Raw genomic sequence first — 19,869 nt, 5'->3', positions numbered from 1 at the left:
CGCTGCCCGGCACTCACCTGCACACCGCGACGAGCGCCGCCGAACTCACCGCTCTCGCCGTCCGCTGGATCCAGCATCGATCATTGACACAGATGACCGGCTCTGCTGACGTGAGCGTGCAGCCGAGGGATCATTCGACCCAAGGGACCAATGTGGCGCTGACCGAGCAGCCTGAGTCGTCCATCTGCCCCCACTTCCCCTTTCCCCGCCAGGATGTGCCGGCCGAAGGTGTGCCATGGGGCCCCGACCATGACCCGCTCGGCCTGGCCCCCCACTACGAAGAGCTAGGCCTGGTCACCCGCGTCAGCCTGTCCGACGGCCAGGAAGCGCACCTGGTCACCGGCCACGCCGAATGCGTCGAGGTTCTGCGCGATGAGACCCGGTTCGTCCGTGGCGCGACACCAGGCTGGCCCGCCCCGGACGGAATACGGCCCTACCCGACGACCGCGCCCACGCTGCTGTGCATGGACGGCAAACAGCACCGGCTGATTCGCGGCCTGGCCGGCAACGCCTTCGCCACCGCCACCATTCACCGCTACCGGCCCATGGTGCAGACGCTGACGACGCGGCTTGTCGAGGACATGCTCAACACCTCCCAGCCGGTAGAGGTGAACCAAGCCCTCGGCATGCCGCTGACCCTGGGCATCATCGGGGCGGTCATGGGCGTCCCCGAGCAGGACCTGCCCCAGTTCGCCGTGTGGGGCGACCTGTTCCTGTCCACCGGCCCCGACCGCGACGACGACAACAGCCGCGCCAAGCAGGAGATGGCCGCCTACATGGGCCAGGCCATCGGCCAGCGCATGGCCTCGCTGGACAGCGCCCCACCCGATGAGCTGATGACCTCCATCGCCGCCAGGGCCGCCGCGCACATCGCCGACAACCCTGGCCAGGCCGAGCAGACCATGACCGACACCGTGATCTTCGCCGCCAGCCTGGTCATCGCCGGATGGGAAACCACCGCGGCGGCGATCGCCAGCTTTCTGTTCCGGCTCCTCACCCACCACGGCCACGACGGCACAACGCTCTACCGCCAGCTGTGCACACACCCCGAACGCATCCCCACCGCGGTCGAAGAGCTGATGCGCACCATTCCCAACGCAGCCTTCGAAAGTGCCCAGCCCAGAAGAGCGATCGTCGACACCGAGCTCGCGGGCGTACCGATCAAAGCCGGTGATCTGGTCATAGCGGCCATCGACCGAGCCAACCGCGACCCGCGCACCTTCAACGATCCCGACCAGCTCGACTTCACCCGCGCCGCAGCATCCCAACACCTGGGCTTCGGCGGCGGCCCGCACATCTGCATGGGAGCCCCGCTCGCCCGCCTGGAACTCAACGTGGTCCTGGAGACGCTCACCCAGCGCGCACCCAACCTTCGGCTCCACACCCCGCCCCAGGATGTGCAGTGGAACACCGCCACAACCATCCGCCGGCCCGCCGAACTCTGGATCCAGCTCCGCTAAGGGTGCGGCTATCGGGGACCACTGACCATCGACGGCCTCACAGGAGCCCGGCTCGCACTAGCCGGAGGCCTCGTCGCGATTCTTCAACCTGTCTTCCGCTTCGGCGGCACGCTCGATCAGATCACCGAGCCAACGCTGAGCGTCGCGCTCTAGCCCAAGGAAGGCTCTCAGTGGTGCGGCGCGCACCTCGTTCTCGCGCATCTGGCTGAGCAGCTTCAGCTGTTCGCTGATCTCGTTGGCCTTGGCCTGGGCCTTGGGGTTCGTGCCCCTGAAGCAGTACGCCGGCCGAAGAAGTCCGCAAGCCCTGCAGAATCCGCGAGCTGGGATTGGGGTTCACGCCGTTGCGCAGGTCCGCCAGTGCCGTGTTGGAGATCCCATCGCCCTGACCGCCGCGACCGCTATCACCGCACACGCAACCACCGCTGCGGCCCTCGCGCACGGGTCCGGTGCGCAGACCGCGACCGGCACCTTCTACTACACCTCGCCCGACTCCGGCCCGCTGGAGATCGAAGACCCCGACAACGGAGAGTGCCGCCTGCTGCTGCAAGGCGCCACCGACGCAAGAAACAGCACCGACAATGTCGCCATAGGGGTTGTCGCACTGGTCCACCGAGTGCGTCGCGCCAACTGGGCAGCCCTCTGACCTCAAGCCAGGTGCACCGGGCCGACCTGGTCGCGCGCGGAAGGGCATCACCGGCGTCCCGGCATCGCCTCCTCGCCTGATCACCGGGCTGAGGGCTCGTGGGAAACCTGGAACGCGCGGGCGAGGTCAGCGCGAGGGCCGACGCCGAGCTTGGCGAGAATGGTCTGCAGATGATGGTGAATCGTCTGGGCGGAGATAAGGAGTATGTCGGCGGCTTCCTGGTCGGTGGCTCCACCGGCGATCAGATGGGCGATCTGAAGCTCCTGGGCGTTTAGCGAGGCCTGGACAGGTGTGCCGAGGCCGGCGCGGGGTTGGTGGAATGCGCGAAGCTCTGTTTCGGCCCGGATGCGCCAGGGGGCTGCGCCAAGGGCGCCGAAGCCTTGGTGGGCGGCCTCCAGTTCGGTGCGGGCGCGGTCATGGTGCCCGGCCTGCCGAAGGCGGCGCGCGAAGGCGAGGTGGGTCCGGGCGGCCTCGTAACCATCGGATAGATCGGCGTGCAGGGTGAGCGCCGTCTCGAAATGGCCCAGCGCGACGGCGATGTCGGAGGTGAGCTGACCGTTGCAGCGGGCGAGCAGGGCCCGGGTGGCGGGCGAGTCGTCCGGTCCCGTCGCGGCGGCGAAATCTGCGAGGCACCGCGCGGCCTCCTCGGGCAGGTCCGCGCCCATGCAGGCCTCGATGAGATCGCCGTACAACGGGAAGACCGCCGGGTTGTGAACGCCGAGGTCATCGACCTGGCGAGCAAGGCCTAGCAGCAGGTGGGCTGCGCGGTCGTAGGCACCGAGGGCGAGCTCAAGCTGCCCGAGAGCCATACGGGCATAGGGGGTGACGAGATCCGGGCTGCTCGGGTCCAGCAACTGCCGGGCGCGCTCGGCATAGTCGCGACACCGGCGCTCCTGGCCCTGCGCTGCCTCAATGCGGGCGAGCGTGCTCGCTCCGTATGCGACAAGCAGCGGCTGGTCGGTGGCTTCGGCGACCGAGATACAGGCCGTCGCGGCGCTGTATGCGCTGTGCCACCTGCCCAGCCGCATCTCAAGGTCGGCCAGGACGCTCAGCAGCGCGGGCTTACGCTCCTCTGCGCCCGCCGCACGGATGGTCTCTAGAGCATGGTCGATGACGTGGCGGGCATGGCCGTACTCGCCCAGCCACATCAGGTCCATGCTGCCGAAGCCGAAGACTTCCACGCCGTGCTCGAGGGGATCGGTGGCCAGCAACTGGTCCATCCGCGGAACCAGCAGCCTGCGGGCAATCGCCGACCGCCCGGTCAGCAACAGGACATGTGCGTGTAGGACGGCCGGGGCGAGCGATGCAGCTCCGGCCTCACCCGCGACCAGCGCATGAGCCTGTTCCGCCGCGTCGAGTGCTTCGCTGACCAGGGCGCCCACCGCGCCGACTCCGGCGGCTGTGCACAGCATCGCCGCAGCAGTGAGCGGAGCGTCGTCTGCCAGCGACTGTGCGGCCCTCGACAGGTGAACGAAGATCTCACGCGGTGAGGACCGGGTGAACTGAATCTGGGTGCGCAACCGGTGGATCTCGGTGAGCGCGCCCGAGTCCGCGGTCATGGCCTGAGCGCGGTCCAGGATCGGAACCGCAGTGTCCGCCTTGCCCGCCAGATAGGCGCAACTCGCGGCCTCGATCATGAGGTCGACGGCGAGTGACTGACCGGTGGTCAGTTCGCTCGCTCTCACATAGGCCGAGCAAGCGGCGTCGAGTGCACCGCGTCGCCTGTTCCGCTCGCCGGTCTCGGCCAAGGCCTGGGCGGCGGTCTGGTCGGGCCCAAGCGCCGCCGCCGCGAGATGCCATGCGTACTGATCAGCGAATGTACTACCCTCCTTGCCCGCCACTACGGCGGCCAAGGAAGAATGGGCCGCTCGCCGGTCCTGGGCGGACGCCCCGTAATAGGCCGCAGAACGGACCAGCGGGTGGGCGAAGATCACCCTGTCACCTTCAAAGGTGATCAGTCCCTCGGCCTCCGCTGACTCGACCGACGCAAGGCCCGATGGTCCGAGGGCGGCTACGATCTGCGACACCTCACCGGTGAAGCTGGCCGCGCTCACGAGCAGCGTCCGGCCGACGACCGCCGGAAGCGCATCGAACCTGCGCTGCCACAAGCGGGCGATGGTTTGGGGAGGCGGCAGCGGTTGGTCCAGATCCGCCGTGCGGTGCGCCACGTCGTGACCGGAGAGTTCGATCAGTGCGAGCGGATTGCCCTGGCTGTGGCGTTGCATGCGGCGCAGCACGTCAGCGGGCACCGGACTGCCGTTCACCTTTGCAAGGAGTTGCTCCGCCGCCTCGTCCGGCAGACCGGCGAGATCGAGCACCGCCAGGCCGGACGCTTCGAAGGCCGACGGGGCGTTGGAGCGCACGGCGGCGAACAGGGCGACGCCTTCGGCTTCCAGGCGCCGGGCGGCGAAGGACAGCGCCGCCGCGGACGCGGAGTCCAGCCATTGGGCGTCGTCGATGACGACGAGCAATGGGTCGTGCGCGGCGGCCGCGGCCAGCAAGCCCAGTGTTGCCAGGCCGACCCTGAGGGTACTGACGGTCGAACTCTGCGGTGGTTCAGCAGCCGTCAGGCACGCCTCCAGCGCCTCGGCCTGCGCCCGGGGCAGCTGGTCGCGCAGATGGCCGACCGGTCGAAGCAGATCGCCGAGTGCCGCGAACGCCAACTCCGCCTCGGTCTCCACACATTGCACCCGCAGAGTCCGGAGGTCTGCGTAACGGCTCATCGCGGCCTCCAGAAGCGCCGTCTTGCCGATGCCGGACTCCCCCTTGATGACCAGGACGCCACTGTGTCCTGCCCACGCCCCGGCGACCAGCGCGTCGAGCCGCCTCAACTCCGCCGACCGTCCTACCAACCCCGAATCCCATCCCGCGACAGCGGAACGCCTTTCGTCGGAGCCCTGCGGTGGTTCGGGCAGGCGGATCCACCCGACGGTGCTGACCTCCTTGACCGCGATTTGGATCGGACGGTACGCGGCCGGCTCAGCGAACGTGCTGTGCCGGACGACCTCCTCGAAGAACCACGACGACGTGATGAGCGCCAGCACGCCGGACGACTCGGCGAGCGTGCTCTTGAACGGCTCAGCGTCGAGCAGCCGGAACGCGAGGTTCAGCGCGGAACCTGCGACGCCATGCTCGTCGAAGGTCAGCTCTCCGGCGTGCAAGGCCACCCGCAATCGGATCCGCTCCTCAGCCGGATGAACGCGGTTGTATCTGTCCAAGGCAGCCACCAGTTCCGCTGGAAGTACCTCGACGAACAGCCCTTTCAGAACCTCCGGGGGCGCCAGGACCAGAAATCCGTCTCCGCGGTCTTCGTGATAACACTCGGCCCACGAGATATGGGAAAGCCGGAAGGCTTCCTGGACTGCCTGGTAGAGGCCGGCCCGCAGCGCGACGCGATGCTGATCACCACGCCGCGGATCACCGAATCGTTCGACATCCACCACACAAATCGTCCGATGCACCGCTCGTCGCGAAGATTCCATAACGCCGCACCATTCCATCTGACCAGCCGATACAGGTCAATGACATGATCGACAATCGCCCATTAATCCATTCTAATTAGGTACGCGCACAAGCGGCGTCACAGTGCAAATTGGACCGATTCAGCAAGGAAAGATGGAGGTCGAGGTCGGGCGGCCCGGCATCCGGAGCTCGGCTTGCGAGCTTTAGAGAATGAAACCGACCAATTTGCCGGCGCGGCTGCTGGAGCGCTGCGGTGAGGCCGTTCAGCCGTAGGGACGTCCCGCCGCACAGGTGCGGGAGGTCGGCGGAACCGTCGCCGGTACGGGCGAGGAAGGTGACCGGTTCGGTCCAGGTCAGGCCGTGGAATCCGCGTCGTACAGCAGGACCGCCTCCGCCGCGGCGTCCAGGTCGGCCTGGACGACCACGACCTTTCCGTCTTCGGCCTCGATATTGCCCGCGACCTCGCGCGCCTGCTCTGCCGCGGCCGGCCTTGTCGAGATCGCCGCGCCGATCCCGCGGCTGCCGCCCGTCACGAGCGCGACCTTGCCGGTCAGGTCACCGATTGTTCTCCTCTCAAGACGTCGTCCTCGTCGTGCGGGGAGGGTAGAGGTTCACACCGGTGTCGAAGTGAAGTCTTGGCGTGCAGCTACGCCCGCGTCTTCTCACGCGCCCGGCTCACTTTCTTGGAACGGGGGTTCGAGTCATCGGCGGTTGGTCGCCTGTCGATCGCCCAGACGGCCAGCGCGCAGGTGGCGAAGCCGGCTCCGAGGAGACTGGAGCCCGTCCAGCCGTGGGCGGTGAAGGTGGCGGTGGTCGCGGCCGCGCCGAGGGCGGAGCCGAGCGAGTAGAAGACCATGTAGCCGCCGATGGCGCCGCTGGTGCGGTCGGGGTGCTCGGCGGTGAGCAAATGCTGGTTGCTCACATGAACGGCCTGGACGGCGAAGTCGAGAACGACGATCCCGGCGACGAGGAGCCACAGCGACCATGGCAGCCCCGCGATCGCCGCCCACGAGACGATGAGCAGGGTGAGGGCGAGGCCCGTGACCGGGGCGGCCCGTCCTGCGTCCGCCCACCGTCCGGCGCGTGCCGCGCCGAGCGCGCCCGCGAGTCCGGCGATGCCGAACAGTCCGATCTGGCTCTCGCTCAGCCGCCACGGCGCGTCCGCCAGCGGCAGGGACAGCCCGCTCCACAACGTTCCGAACGACGCGAACAGGAAGAACGCGATGAGCCCGCGCGTCAGGAAGGCTCGCTGCCCGAACAGCCCGCCGAGCGAGACGACGGCCCGTCCGTACCCCGCGGGTCGGTGGGGGCGTTCCTCGGACGGCAGTACGGCGAGGACGAGGGCCGCGAGCCCGAGGGACAACACCGCGAGCACGGCGTAGACGCTCCGCCAGCCCCACATTTGGGCGAGTGTGCCTGTGGCGACCCGCGCGCCCAGGATCCCGACCACGACGCCCGAGGTCACGACGCCGATGTCGCGTCCGCGTTCGGCGGGAGGCGAGACCGACGCGGCGTAGGCCACCGTGGTCTGCACCACGACGGCGAACATCCCGGTCGCGGCGAGTCCCACGAACGCCACCCACGCGGTGGAGGCCGAGGCCGTCAGAATCATGCCCAGGGCGGTGATCGCCAGGTGGACGGCGATGAGCCCGCGCCTGTCGACCACGTCGCCGAGCGGCACCAGCAGGACGAGCCCCGCCAGATAGCCGAACTGGCTGGTCGCGACGATCCATCCGGTGAGCCCCGCCGACACGCCGAGACCGCGCCCCATCGGCTCCAGAACCGGCTGCGCGGCATAGACGCCCGCCACAGCGACACCGCACACCATCGCGAGCAGCGACCGCCGCCACACGTTCATTTCTCTCCGATCAGTAGCAATTTGCAACCAATTCGACCGTACGGCATGATGGTTTCAATCTGCAACTCATCGGGAGGTGTCCATGGCGCGTACGCCCGTTCCGGATCTCGACTGGACCGACCCCGAGTGCCCGGTCGCCCGCACGCTCGACCTCGTGGGCGACCGGTGGAGCCTTCTCGTCATCCGTGACGCGATGGACGGGGCGCGGTCGTTCACCGAGTTCCAGCGGCGCACCGGCATCGCCCGCAACATCCTCACCGACCGCCTCCGCAAGCTGGTCGCTCACGGGCTCCTCGCCCAGCGCACGGCGCCGTCGGGCCGCCGTCGGGAGTACGTGCTCACCGACGCCGGCCGCGATCTCTTTCCGGCCATCGTCACCCTGCGACAGTGGGGAGAACGCCACGCCTTCGCCCCCGGCGAGGCCCACTCCATCCTGGTCGACCAGCACGACATCCCCGTGCCGGAGATCACGCCGACCAGCGCCGACGGCAGCCTCCTCGACGCCGACACCACCCGCGTACAGAAGATCCGATAGACCGTCGGCGCCCTCGGAGGACGACCGTGTCCGGGCGCCGGAGATTGCCGGAGGAGGGCAGGTTCAGCCTGGGCGGCCATGATCGTGGAGCGGTGGTCGCCTTCCGCGCCGCACTGGACTGGTGCTGCCGTTCGACCCGAGGCCGTCTGGTGCTGATCTTCGTACGTTGACGTCGCCCGGTGGGCACTTCCGCAACCCGATGCCGTCACCGCGGCGATCCGCGATCTGATCGCCCATTGACCGGTCGGCCTGTCGCCGCGGCACTCGTCCGACGGCGGACGGCGCGGTCGAACCGTTCGAACGCGGTCGCTCCGCCCGGTCGATAGCAGGTTGAGAAAAACATACAGTCGGTCGTATTGCTTGAGGATGAATTTCATCGGCCGTCCTGTCCTCAACGAGGAATCCGACCCGTTCTGCATGGAATCGGCCGAGGCCGCGACGCTGCTCGGCGGGGCTCCCTGGCGCCGGTTCGGGGTGATCGGAGACAGCCTGTCGGCCGGGACCGGGGACGCGAGCCCCGGCTACCTGGACCAGGGCTGGTCCGACCGACTCGCCGACATCCTGCGACGCGTCCGGCACGACCTGGCGTACCTCAACACGGCGGAGGTCGGGGCCACGACGGATCAGACACTGGAAGCACAGCTGAACCCAATGATCGACTTCTCCCCCGACCTGCTGCACGTGCCCTGCGGGCCCAACGACATCCTCCGGCGCGTCCCCGACTTCGCCGAGATCGAGATGGCGCTGCGGCGCATGTACGAACGGGTGGCCGGGACCGGCGCCCTGCTCACGACGTTCACCCTGGGCCGGGCCTTCGTCGTGCCGGCGTTCCCCGACTGGCACGAGCGGGTGACCACGCTCAATGACATGGTCCGGCGTTTGGCAGCCGAGTACGACGCCGTGGTCGTGGACATGTGGGACCACCCGGTCAACGACCGCGACACCCTGCTGAGCGGGGACCGCATCCACTTCTCCACCTCGGGCCAGGCGGTCATGGCGGCCGAGATGGTCCGGGCGCTGGCCGCACGCCTGCGCCGCACCACGCGCACCTAGCCGCCGCTCCCGTAGTCCCCCACGAGGTTGCACAGGAGTCCTTTTGAAGAGCACACCAACAGTGCCCGTCGCCCCCGAAACGAGAGCACGTCCCCCGTCCATCCCGTGGATCGCGATGTCGGTCGTCATGATCGGCAGCTTCATGGCGACCCTCGACTCGTTCATCGTCGTCGTGGCGGGGCCGGCGATCGAGTCCGAGCTGGGGGCGTCCGCCGGTGAGCTGCAGTGGGTGCTGGCGGGATACCAGCTCAGCTACGCGCTGCTGATGATCACGGGCGGACGGCTGGCCGACGTGTACGGGCGCAGGCGGATCTTCACGCTCGGCACGGCGGTGTTCACGCTGTCGTCCGTCGCGTGCGCCTTGGCGCCCGATCCCGGCACGCTCATCGCGGCCCGCGTGGTCCAGGGGACGGGGGCCGCCCTGATGGTGCCCCAGGTGTTCGCCCTCATCACGGTGCTGGTCCCCGAGGCCAGACGGCACAGCGTCTACGGCGTACTGGGCGTGGTGCTCGGCATGGCGAGCGTCAGCGGCCAGCTCGTCGGCGGCCTGCTGATCGGCGCCGACCTGTTCGGCTCCGGCTGGCGGGCGGTGTTCTGGATCAACGTGCCGATCGGCGTGGCCACCCTCGTGCTCGCGCTCCGGCACGTCCCCGAGTCACGGTCGGCGACCGCACGCAGGCTGGACGTCCCCGGCGTCGTCGCACTCAGTGTCGCGCTGTTCCTCACCGTCTTTCCGCTCATCCAGGGACGCGAGCAGGGCTGGCCGTGGTGGACGTGGGCCTGCCTCGCCGCCGGTGTCCTCGCGTTCGGCGTCTTCACCGCCGTCGAGCGGTCCGTGGAGAGCCGCGGTGGCGACCCGCTCATGAAGCTCTCGCTGTTCAGGCAGCGCTCGTTCTCGGTCGGCCTGGTCCTGGTGCTCGCCGTGTACGCGTTGCTGAGCTCGTACTACCTGGCGCTGTCGCTGACGTTGCAGCTCGGCCTCGACATGTCGGCGTTCGACGCGGGCCTGGTGTACGCGCCGGCCGCCGCCACCTTCTTCGTGTTCAGCATGGTCGCCGGCCGGACCGTGCCCAGGTTCGGACGGCGCGTGCTGGAGGCCGGCTCGGTCGTTCTGGCCGCGGGCTACCTGACGACCGCGGTCGTGCTGCTGTCGGGCCCGCGGATCACGCCGCTGCTGGTGATCCCGACCCTGATGCTGCAGAGCGTCGGCGGCGGGCTGCTCATCACACCCTCGCTGAACGTCGTGCTCAGCCGGATCAAGCCCGAGTCGGTCGGCATGGCCTCCGGGGCGCTCTCGACCGCCCAGCAGGTCGGCGCGGCGGTCGGCGTCGCGGTCATCGGAGCGGTCTTCTTCCACTCCTTTCATCCGGCCACCGGTCGGGTGCACGCCGCGGGCCATGCGTTCGCGATGGCGTCCATCGGCGCGTTCGTCATCGCGGCCCTGGCCGCCGTCCTGGTCTTCCTGCTTCCGAGACGGCGTGGCTGAGCGTTACCGCAGAATCCCCTCGACGATGCGGTGGACCTTGTTCACCGCATCGTCGTCTCCCATGCGCAGAGCCGTGTTCGCCGCGCACAGCAGAGCGTCGATCTGGAACGCGGCCAGCCCCGCGTCCAGATCGGCGATCTCCCCTGCGGCCACCGCGTGCCGCAGCTCGGCCTCGATCGTTCCGGTCCACTCCTCCTGGTGGCGGAGCAACTCGTCGCGGATCGGACCCGGCCTGCTGTCGAAGTCGGGCAGGTTGGCGGCCCGGTAGCACCCGCCAGCGAACAGCGGCGCGGTGGCGTACTCGCTCCAGCGCTCAAGCAAGGCCCGCAGGCGCGCGACACCGTGCGGCTTCGATCCGGCCGGACGGATCACAGCATCGATGAACATCCGGCGCGCGTATCCGAGGGTGGCCAGCTGCAGAGCCTCCTTGTTCTTGAACAAGGTCTGGATGCCGGCCTTGCTGTGCCCCGACTCCGTCGCGAGCCGCCCGAACGACAGATTGTCGAGCCCCTCCAACGACGCCAGATCCACCGCGTGCCGGAGGACCAGCTCCCGCGTCCTGGCCCCCCGCAGCAGTCGCCCATCGGTGATCCCAGCCTCGCCCCCAAGACCCACGGAACTCTCCATACGACCGACCGTACACTCTGCGGCCTCGTCCGTAGGGGTCAGGCCAGGCGTTCCCGCCTGGGTAGACGTCGCCCGAGGACGACGCCGAGGCCGATCATGCCCAGGCCCAGCACGAAGTGCAGCCAGTCGTCGGCGGTGTTGAGGGGGACGAAGTTGGCCGAGGTCTCCTTGTCGATCAGGAGCCCGTACAGCCACAGCACCAGGTAGATCGCTCCGCCGCCGATCAGGTACCACTCGGCGGTGCGCGCCTGGCGTGCCAGGACGATGCCCGCGATCCCGAACAGCACGTGCACGATGTTGTGCAGGATCGACACGTTGAAGACGCCGAGCAGCTTGGCCTCGGACTCGTGACCGGCGAACTTCATCATGTCGTAGTCGGAGGTCACCCCGGGAATGAACCCGAGGATGCCGACCAGGAGGAAGACAGCTCCCACCGCGAAGGCCGCGAGGCAGACCAGCGGCCGATCGGTCATGGCCTTGGATCCCGTTGCTCGCTTCATGACTCACACTCCCTAGTGAGGAGGCAACGAGTGGGCGGTCCGTACCCCCGGTCCCCATGAACATGCGCACGGTGCCCGGACGGAGCTGAAAACTCCGAGCCGAGAACAAGATCAGGCAACCGAACGCGAAGCCGCCAGACGCGTGAACGCCTCGATGGAGCGGGCGCGCCATCGCGGCCTGGGCGCACGCGATACGCGGCGACGACTCCAGTATCCGCCGTCTGCCCGCCGGCCTTCTGGCGTGGTGGCGCCGATCGTGCGGCACGTCCGGGTCCGATCGGTTGCCGCTGATGCCGCGCTTCACGCCGTACTCGATCGACGAGGCCGTGGACAGCCGGGAAGTGATGCTGGAGGTCTCCTCTGGCGACGACGTCACGGGACTCATCGCCGAAGCAGCCGGTTCGCCGTGCACCCGGTGGTTGCCGGTGTGGTTGCCCATCGCCGATGACGGAGGAGGCGGCTACCTGTTCGTCGACCTGCGCCACGGTCCGCTGCATCACCGGAAGACCACAGGGGTCATGTGGGGTCGGCGGCCGCGCATCGGGTGGAGATCTTCCTTAGCTCCTCCAGCAGCTCGGGCGGTCCGTCCACGGTGAAGTCGGCGTCGAGCATGAGGATGTGCAGGGCGAGCTGATAGGGAGTGTCGGCGCCCGCGTGGACGATGCAGGTGTGGTCGTCCACCGGGTCCACCTGCACCGCGCCGGGCACCTTGATCGTGTCGGCCGGGGCGTGCACGGTCACCTGCGTCCGGTAACGGAAGAGCGCCGTGTCCACTCCCCGCGGAACCAGGTCGGGCGGTGGCGACTCCCGGGGGGTGAAGCGAGGTCCGTGCGGAATCCGCAGCGTCATCCGGTCGGCCCGGAACGTCCGCCAGTCCTGCCGGTGCACGTCCCAGGCGACCAGGTACCAGCGTCGGTTCATGTGCACGAGCTGGTAAGGCTCGGCGTCCCGGACCTGATCATCACCGGCATGCGTACGGTAGCCGAAGCGCAGCCGGTGATGGTCCCGGCAGGCGGCGCTGATGGTGGTGAGGGCCTCGGCATCGACGGGGGCTCCGGCCGCTGTGATCGGTGTGGTGTGGCTGTACAGGGCGTTGACCCGATTGCGCAGCCGTGACGGGAGCACCTGCTCCAGCTTGGCCAGTGCCCGCACCGATGTCTCCTCGATGCCCGTGACCGCGCCACCGGCGGCAGTGCGCAGGCCCACGGCCACCGCGACGGCTTCCTCGTCATCGAGCAACAGGGGAGGCAACGCCCCTCCCGCCCCCAATCGGTAGCCCCCGATCGCGCCCATCGTGGCCTGAATCGGATAGCCGAGGCCGCGCAGCTTGTCGATGTCATAGCGGATCGTGCGCGGACTGACCTCCAGGCGCCGGGCCAACTCCGAACCTGACCATTCCGGACGGGTTTGCAGCAGAGAAAGCAGCATCAGAAGCCGGGAAGCCGTCATCTAGGCAATTATGTTGCCTAGATGAGGTGGAGGGTAGTCGACATGGAACCCTTCAGCATCAACATCCCGCAGGCCGACATCGACGACCTCCGCGAGAGGCTGGGCAGGACGCGCCTGCCCAGCGAGGTGCCCAGCGCCGGCTGGGAACGGGGCGTCCCGGTCTCCTACCTCGCCGAACTCCTCGAGTACTGGGCCACGACCTACGACTGGCGCGTCTACGAGGCCAGGCTCAATGCCTACCCGCAGTTCCTGACCGACATCGACGGTCAGCGGATCCACTTCCTGCACGTTCGCTCGGCCAACCCCGACGCGCTGCCGCTGATCCTCACCCACGGCTGGCCCAGCTCCGTCGTGGAGTTCCTGGACGTGATCGAACCGCTGTCGCGAGACTTTCACCTGGTCATCCCCTCCCTTCCGGGATTCGGATTCTCCGGTCCGCAGCCGGACGCCGGGTGGACGCTCAACCGCATCGCCCGCGCCTGGGCGCAGCTCATGGCACGGCTGGGTTATGACAGATACGGTGCGCAGGGCGGCGACTGGGGATCTGGAGTCGCCCGGGAGCTCGGACGCGTCGCCCCCGACCACGTGGTCGGAATCCATATCAACTACCTGCTGACCTTCCCCACCGGCCCCGTTGACGACCTCGACGAGAAGGACCGCGCCCGGATCGAGGGCCTTGAGCGCTTCACCGGCGATCTCGGCGGATACATGGCCATCCAGTCCACCCGGCCGCAGACCCTCGCCTACGGCCTGGCCGACTCGCCCGCCGGACAGCTCGCCTGGATCGCCGAAAAGTTCAAGGAGTGGACCGACGGAGAGATCGACCGCGACTACCTGCTCACCAATGTGATGATCTACTGGCTCACCAACACCGCCTCATCCGCCGCCCAGATCTACTGGGAGTTCGCCCACGCCTGGAGCATGCCGGAGCGCTCACCGGTGCCCACCGGCGTGGCCGTCTTCCCGCACGACATCGCACTGCCCGTCCGCAAGTTCGCCGAGCAGACCGACACGATCGTGCACTGGACGGAGTTCGAACGCGGCGGCCACTTCGCCGCACTGGAGCAGCCGAAACAGCTAGCCCAGGACATCCGCGCCTTCTACCGGGCACTCTAGGCAAGCGCACCCCACCCCATATCAACGACCCTCTGAGAGATGACCTCTGAGGCGCGAGGTGCCCATCAGGCAGGGCGCGATGGCGTCCTCCAGGAGCTCGACCATGTGAAGGTGTTCGTCTAGGTCGGCGAGGTGGCGTCATTGGCCGACCACGGAATGTGACGTCCGGCTCGTGGTCAGGGGGGTGGGCTTTGGGCTAGGACTCGGTAGGAGTTGCTGTTTTTCGGGCGCAGTATTCGTATGGCGGCGTCGGTGAGGATGGCGGTGAGGATTAGCGGGACGACTGCGGTGTAGGCCAGGATTTGTCTGAGTGTGCCTGTGCGGCGGGTGGGGGCCCAGGGGCGGTGCGGGTCTGGGCCCAGTACGTTGGCGAGGACGAGGGCTGCGGCGGTGAAGTCGCCTTCGACGCGTACCCCGTCGCGTTCGGCCGAGATGATGGCGAAGCCTCGTTCGGTGAGGGCGGCAGTGAGGTTCGCCAGGGGAATCATGTGCAGGTGCTGTGGTGGCAGCAGGGCGATCCAGAAGCTGCGCAGGAATCGGCCCGCCCAGGCGTCGGGGTCGGGGAGCTCGATCAGGAGGTGGCCGCCGGGGCGCAGGGTGGTCGCCGCGGCGTCCAGTTCAGCCAGCGGGTCGGTGGTGTGCTCCAGATAGTGGTTCATCGACACGACGTCGTAGCGGCCGGCCAGCTCACTGGTGAGCGCGCGGAACTCCCCTCGCAGACCGTGCCGGACCCAGTTGCGGCGGTGGGCCTCTTCGATGCCGGCGCCGATGTCCAGCCCGTCGAAGGCGGTGTCGGGCAGCACGTCGGCGGCCGTCGCGCAGAAGTGGCCGTGTCCTGCTCCGACGTCCAGCCAGGTACGCGGGCTGGCGTGTGCCGCGACGAGGTTGGCACGTTCCCGGTACCAGTGGGACTGGCCACTGAAGATCTGTTCGGCGTTGCCGGCGGACAGCCCGTCGTAGACGTCGCGGTAGTAGAACTGGAGCCCTTTGGCGTTCAGGCGCGGGTTCTGGAAGATGTGGCGGCAGTCGAGGCAGCGTTCGAGGACGAACCGGCCCGGCTTGACCATCATCGTGTCGCGCGTGACCAGGTGAGTGCCGAGGGCGGCCGATCCGCACCATGGGCAGGTGCCGCGGCGCGGCTCGAAGAATCCGGGATCGAGGAACTGCTGGTGCCAGGCGCGGGACTTCTCGTGCTGCTCTGCCCGTGCCTGCTCCCAGGTCGTGCTGGGTGACCGCAGCGTCCGCCACCAGGAGAGCGGTACGAGCAGCAGACGCAGGCAGGCTGCGGTGCGCCGGTCGCGGGGTCTGAGCGGCAGGCCGGCGGTGACCAGGTACGGGACGCTGGAATAGGCCACGATCGGGAGCAGGCCCAAGAGCGGATCCAGCAGCAGCCCGCTCAGCACGAGGACGTACCCGATGACGGAGGCCGCGATCATGCGGGGCACCGTGAAGTTCTGCGGCACCATGACCGACAGTGCGGTCAGCCACGTTCGCCGGCCCTCTCTGTTGTGGAGCGCGGTGAACTCGGCTACGACCAGATCCGCCGCGGAGCCGACCGCGTACTGCTTGGCCCGTACGGTGATCTCGGCCATCTCACCGGGGCCCAGTCCGCTGCGGCGCGTGACGCCCAGGCGCCCGGCGACGGCCTTGTCGATGAGCAGCGCGTGTCCCGCGCCCCTGCCCAGCCCTATCCGGTCGGCTCGATAGGCCCGCGGGTCGACCACGCGCGCCAGGTCCATGGCCGCCTCGACGGGCAGGTCACGGGGCACGAGATCCAGCACGGCCAGGCCCCGTTGCCACGCGTGGGCCGTGGCGGCACGCCGGGTCCGGTCGCAGACCTCGACTCCTTCGGCCAGGACAAGTACATAGTCGCCGTGCGGCGATTCCCGATCCGGCTCGCTCAGCTCCGCAAGACGGTCTAGCCGCCGCCTCAACCTGAGGGCATCGATGACGTACGCGCACGCCAACACCACTATCGCCCACCACATCCGCGTCCCCCCGAAGCATCTTGCCAGCAACTAGCGGTATAATGCCAGTGTTTACTGGCACTGTCTGCTCATGCGATGAGCAAGATCCACAAGATGGTCCGCTTGCCGGCGGGGTGGTGGAGCGGGCCGGGCGCCGATCTAGTTGCGGACGAGGAAGACGGTCTCGTTGGGGGTCGCCGCATACGAGCGGTTGTACACGGTGATGATCGTTCCCAGTGCGGAGTTGAGCAGCGATACGACCGCGTCGTTCTGGGGTGCCTGCGCACGGAGGAGTACGAGTGCCGCGATGAGTCCGGCTCCTGCCACGGCCAGTACTTCAGGATCCGCAGGAGCGGTGCGGTTCAGCAAGGGGGTCAGGAGGGCGCTCGCCTGCTGGACGAGGGGTATCGCGACGTGGTCGCGGCGGTCAGGGGACATTCCCAGCGACTCCACTGCCTGCCGCATGGTGCGTGCTGGGTCCTCGGTGGCGTGGGCCATGTCGGGCGTACCGGCGGCCAGGAGGTCGGTGAGGAAGTATTCGAGCTCCTGGCGTTCCCAGGGTCTGGAGAAATCGTGCCCGACAGGTGATTGCGGCACCCAAATGTCGGGCGGCGAAGCGCGCAGCAGTGTTCGGCAGGCATAGACCACGGCCGTCAAGGTCTCCGGGTAGCGCTTGCCGAGGTCGGCGCTGATACGCCAGGCGACATCGCGGGAGGCGTCCCGGACGAGCGCACGGGAAATGTCGCGCGACATTTCCCGTGCTTTGTTAAGGGTCTTGGCCCGGCCGATGTCGTCGGGGTATCTCTCGGGCGGGCCGAGGCTGACGGTGATGACCCGGGCGTGCTCGATGGCCGCGACCAGGGCACCGTTTCGGGCGAACGTCGTGACGACGTCGAGATTGCGAGCCTCGCGACCGTCGATCCTGAGCGCCGCTCTCAGCACGTCGCGAACCTCGGTGTCCTCGTCGCTCCTGGCGTACTGCCGAGCGAGATCACGATCGCGGGCGAGCGTGGCCACGCCGGGATCGTCCCGGCATGCGCCGTCGAGACGCGTGACCAGGTCGCGAATCCGCTTGCGCACGTTGTGCAGCTCGCCCGGGTTGCTCAGGTCGCGGATGAGCGTGCCGTCGTCGTCGAGATCGACGCCTTCGTTGAGATGGCACGCCCACTCCAGGTCAAGGGCAAGAGCGTGGGCTATGGCCATCGCCAGGTTCAGGCCTGCGCCCAGGTACCGTTCGTCCGCCCCGCGAAGGTCGATCGTGAGACCGATCGCCAGATCGAGAGTACGAGCGAGTTCATGTGCCCGGCTCAGCGCGACGACGCCCTCGGTCACGGGCGGCCGGGAGGACGAAGCGTCCAGCGACCCGGCGTGCGCCTGCATGTGAGCCAGCAGATAGCGGGGATCGGGTTTCACCGCCCCGAGCTGGGCGAGGTGAAGGGCCGGACGCAGGCACAGGAGAACGCTGCCGGGAAAGGCCGCGAGCTGGTCCGCGGTTGGAGCGTACGGCCATGGAACGCCCTTGGGCTGGTGCAGTACCGGCTGATGACCGTCGACGGTCCAGACCGTATGCCGTGCCAGCGCCGAGAGCAGCGGCGCGTCCGGGTGATCCAGCTCGGCGGCGGCCGGCAGCCGGTAGCTCGTACCGTCATCGAACAGCGTGTTGAGCCAGGCGACGAAACGGAGGACGTCGTCGGCCAGGAAGCCGGTCGCCGCGCGAGTGCCGGCCACGGCCGGGACGGGGGCCAGAGGCCGGGTGTGGCGTCCGACGGCACGCTCGTGGGAGGCGAACAGATCATAGAGGTCCCGTGAGACGGGCTGGGCGCTGACGGCGTTCGTTCCCAGCCAGACGACCTCGCGCAGGTTCCGCGACGCGGTGACGGCGGCGATGATCCTCAAGCGCTGCCTGGCCTGCTCGTCATCGTGGTCGGTCGTCTTGGACGTGGTGAGCAGCTCGTTGAGCCGGGCGCGCGTGCCCGGACTCACTTCGAGCGCCTCGTCCGCGCAGTCGAAGGCGAGCGTGAGCGCGTGGAGTGTGCCCGACGCCAGGCACGCTTCGATGACGGGAGTCGCATCACTCGCGGCGGCCCACAACAGCGTGGTCTCGCGCCACCACGGATCGTCGACTCCTTGGATCAGCAGATAGAGGTGCTGGTCGGCCTGCTCCCGGACATGGGCGGCCGCCAGATACTCCTGGAGCGTGAGATGAGCGAAGCCGTACGCCCCGTGCTCCCCCATCAGCAAGCCGGTCTTGCGCACCTCGGTGAGGAACAGTTCCGGTGCGACCTCGGTGCCGCCGGTCACCTGGCTCAGCGGACGGCGGACGGCCTGTTGCGCCTCTTCGAGAGGAACGTCCCGGGCCTGCCCACGCATCATGTGCAGGGCGAGATGCCGGATCACTCGTTCCTTCTTGGGTCCGTCGAGGCCCGTGGGATCGGTGAGGTCCTTCGCCTCCTGCCGGCGATGGATGAGCACGTCGCACATCTCGGCGTAGAGGGCCGCTCTGCTGCGGGGCAGCGCACTGCGATACCGGTGGACGTTGGCGATCATGGTCAGCAGGAGCGGATTGGCGGCCAGTTCGTAGACCGCCGGCGTGGAGCGCAACTTCTCCAGCAGGTCGTCGGCCTGCCGCCGGGCGAGGATGGAGACCTCCCTGCTCGACCTGCCACGGGCACGGCACTCGACGGCGTTGTACCAGTGGTGCAGGAACTCCGCGATCTGGTCGCTGTCGAACCTCTGGACCTGGAGGACGTCGGCGTTCGGTACGGGGTTCGACAGATAACCGTGCGGGCGCGAGGTGATGACGAACGTATGCGCGGGATACCGCTCGATCTGGCGGCGTATCCAGGCCACCACCCGCTTCCGCTGCCCCTCGTCGGCGATCTCGTCCAGACCGTCGAGGAGCACCAGGCAGCGGCCCTTGTCCAGCCGCTTCGCCATCCAGGCCGGATCGATCTTGCCGTCGAGCCATCCCACGTCGGTCGCCACCTCGGCCAGCCCTGGCGCCTCGTCAGCGGCGATGGACCGGACGTGATCGCGCAGGTAGAGCAGCACCGGAAGCCGTCGTCGACGCCAGCTGAAGCCCTGCCAGCCGCACATGGCCAGAGCCGTGTGCCGCGCCAGAGTGGTCTTCCCCGACCCCGAAGCTCCGATCACCGCCAGGACCCGGCCTCCGTGCAGGAATGACCGCAACGGTTGCCGCTCGCCGGTCCGCTCCTGGGTCAGCAGCCCCACTCCAGGATCTTCGGCGGCCTGCACCGCGCGGGGCCGCAGGCTGATCTGCACGTAGACCTGACGCATCCGCAGGACGAACTCCCCCTGCGTCACGATCCCGATCGTTTCCATGTCCATGACGGACGCGCGTAGCTGCCGAAGGTACGTCCGGCGCCTACCACCCAGCGTCGTCCGCGCGACGCTCTCAGCGGCAGTGGACGGCTGCGACGCGTGCACCGTGAACACCGAGGCCAGGACCATGAAGCCGAACGCCAGATAGGCCCAGTGCCAGCTCAGCTTGCCGTCGTCCAGTACCTGGTTGGTGGCCACGCCCCCGGCGACCACGGCAGCGGCGGCGGCTACCAGAAGCAAGCTCACCTGTGCGCGCCTCATATCGCCCCTCGAAGGACCAGCCTCGCCAGCCGTCCCGGCCTGGCACCCCGTTTGACAGCGCCACTCAGCTAACACCCGTATCGCGGGCAGAACCCCGCAATTGTCTAACT

The 19,869-nt window shown here is 68.4% G+C and carries 15 protein-coding genes; 6 read left to right on the top strand and 9 right to left on the bottom strand.

Features of this window, described 5'->3' with window-relative positions; translation table 11 throughout:
• The first annotated feature begins 92 nt into the window (after nucleotides 1-92).
• Nucleotides 93-1,460: a cytochrome P450 gene (locus tag ABD333_RS06625; RefSeq protein WP_344538618.1), complete on the top strand. Its 1,368-nt coding sequence runs from the start codon at nucleotides 93-95 to the stop codon at nucleotides 1,458-1,460.
• Between the two features lie 57 nt (nucleotides 1,461-1,517).
• Here ABD333_RS06625 and ABD333_RS06620 read toward each other — a convergent pair whose 3' ends face one another.
• Nucleotides 1,518-1,661, bottom strand: a complete 144-nt coding sequence (locus ABD333_RS06620; RefSeq protein ID WP_344538616.1) for a hypothetical protein — start codon at nucleotides 1,659-1,661, stop codon at nucleotides 1,518-1,520.
• Nucleotides 1,662-1,722: 61 nt separating this feature from the next.
• Between ABD333_RS06620 and ABD333_RS06615 the strand changes: the two genes are divergently transcribed.
• A complete protein-coding gene (locus ABD333_RS06615) occupies nucleotides 1,723-2,103 on the top strand; it encodes a hypothetical protein (RefSeq protein ID WP_344538615.1) in 381 nt (126 codons plus the stop codon).
• A gap of 80 nt (nucleotides 2,104-2,183) precedes the next feature.
• Here ABD333_RS06615 and ABD333_RS06610 read toward each other — a convergent pair whose 3' ends face one another.
• The 3 genes from ABD333_RS06610 to ABD333_RS06600 all read right to left on the bottom strand — a co-directional run bounded on the left by ABD333_RS06610 (nucleotide 2,184) and on the right by ABD333_RS06600 (nucleotide 7,423).
• Complete coding sequence (locus ABD333_RS06610) at nucleotides 2,184-5,543, bottom strand: AAA family ATPase (RefSeq protein WP_344538613.1); 3,360 nt, start codon at nucleotides 5,541-5,543, stop codon at nucleotides 2,184-2,186.
• 375 nt (nucleotides 5,544-5,918) lie between these two features.
• On the bottom strand, nucleotides 5,919-6,098 hold the full coding sequence (locus ABD333_RS06605; RefSeq protein WP_344538611.1) for a Rossmann-fold NAD(P)-binding domain-containing protein: 180 nt from the start codon (nucleotides 6,096-6,098) through the stop codon (nucleotides 5,919-5,921).
• 113 nt (nucleotides 6,099-6,211) lie between these two features.
• Complete coding sequence (locus tag ABD333_RS06600) at nucleotides 6,212-7,423, bottom strand: MFS transporter (RefSeq protein WP_344538610.1); 1,212 nt, start codon at nucleotides 7,421-7,423, stop codon at nucleotides 6,212-6,214.
• 82 nt (nucleotides 7,424-7,505) lie between these two features.
• Here ABD333_RS06600 and ABD333_RS06595 point away from each other — a divergent pair, with 82 nt between their 5' ends.
• The 3 genes from ABD333_RS06595 to ABD333_RS06585 all read left to right on the top strand — a co-directional run bounded on the left by ABD333_RS06595 (nucleotide 7,506) and on the right by ABD333_RS06585 (nucleotide 10,497).
• Nucleotides 7,506-7,958: a winged helix-turn-helix transcriptional regulator gene (locus ABD333_RS06595; RefSeq protein WP_344538608.1), complete on the top strand. Its 453-nt coding sequence runs from the start codon at nucleotides 7,506-7,508 to the stop codon at nucleotides 7,956-7,958.
• A gap of 366 nt (nucleotides 7,959-8,324) precedes the next feature.
• Nucleotides 8,325-9,011 (top strand): SGNH/GDSL hydrolase family protein, encoded by a 687-nt coding sequence (locus ABD333_RS06590; RefSeq protein ID WP_344538606.1) that lies wholly within the window; start codon nucleotides 8,325-8,327, stop codon nucleotides 9,009-9,011.
• Nucleotides 9,012-9,126: 115 nt separating this feature from the next.
• Nucleotides 9,127-10,497, top strand: coding sequence for an MFS transporter (locus ABD333_RS06585; protein WP_344538604.1), 1,371 nt, complete (start codon nucleotides 9,127-9,129; stop codon nucleotides 10,495-10,497).
• A gap of 3 nt (nucleotides 10,498-10,500) precedes the next feature.
• On the opposite strand, the gene ABD333_RS06580 is transcribed toward ABD333_RS06585, so the two are convergent.
• The 3 genes from ABD333_RS06580 to ABD333_RS06570 all read right to left on the bottom strand — a co-directional run bounded on the left by ABD333_RS06580 (nucleotide 10,501) and on the right by ABD333_RS06570 (nucleotide 13,073).
• Nucleotides 10,501-11,124 carry a TetR/AcrR family transcriptional regulator gene (locus ABD333_RS06580; protein ID WP_344538602.1) on the bottom strand — a complete coding sequence of 208 codons (624 nt, stop codon included), beginning with the start codon at nucleotides 11,122-11,124 and terminating at the stop codon, nucleotides 10,501-10,503.
• 38 nt (nucleotides 11,125-11,162) lie between these two features.
• Nucleotides 11,163-11,624, bottom strand: a complete 462-nt coding sequence (locus tag ABD333_RS06575; RefSeq protein WP_344538600.1) for a DUF4383 domain-containing protein — start codon at nucleotides 11,622-11,624, stop codon at nucleotides 11,163-11,165.
• 516 nt (nucleotides 11,625-12,140) lie between these two features.
• Nucleotides 12,141-13,073, bottom strand: a complete 933-nt coding sequence (locus ABD333_RS06570) for a helix-turn-helix transcriptional regulator (RefSeq protein ID WP_344538598.1) — start codon at nucleotides 13,071-13,073, stop codon at nucleotides 12,141-12,143.
• Nucleotides 13,074-13,115: 42 nt separating this feature from the next.
• On the opposite strand from ABD333_RS06570, the gene ABD333_RS06565 reads away from it, so the two are divergent.
• Entirely contained in the window at nucleotides 13,116-14,189 is a 1,074-nt protein-coding gene (locus tag ABD333_RS06565; RefSeq protein ID WP_344538597.1) for an epoxide hydrolase family protein, read from the top strand.
• Between the two features lie 176 nt (nucleotides 14,190-14,365).
• Here ABD333_RS06565 and ABD333_RS06560 read toward each other — a convergent pair whose 3' ends face one another.
• Nucleotides 14,366-16,123 carry a class I SAM-dependent methyltransferase gene (locus ABD333_RS06560; protein ID WP_344538595.1) on the bottom strand — a complete coding sequence of 586 codons (1,758 nt, stop codon included), beginning with the start codon at nucleotides 16,121-16,123 and terminating at the stop codon, nucleotides 14,366-14,368.
• A gap of 192 nt (nucleotides 16,124-16,315) precedes the next feature.
• A complete protein-coding gene (locus ABD333_RS06555) occupies nucleotides 16,316-19,744 on the bottom strand; it encodes an NACHT domain-containing protein (RefSeq protein ID WP_344538593.1) in 3,429 nt (1,142 codons plus the stop codon).
• Nucleotides 19,745-19,869: the final 125 nt, after the last annotated feature.

Origin of the sequence: Actinomadura fulvescens, assembly GCF_039533225.1 — a bacterium.
GTDB classification, from domain to species: Bacteria; Actinomycetota; Actinomycetes; order Streptosporangiales; family Streptosporangiaceae; genus Spirillospora; species Spirillospora fulvescens.
Note: the sequence above shows the minus strand (reverse complement) of the source record. Positions and strands in the feature narration are given on the sequence as shown.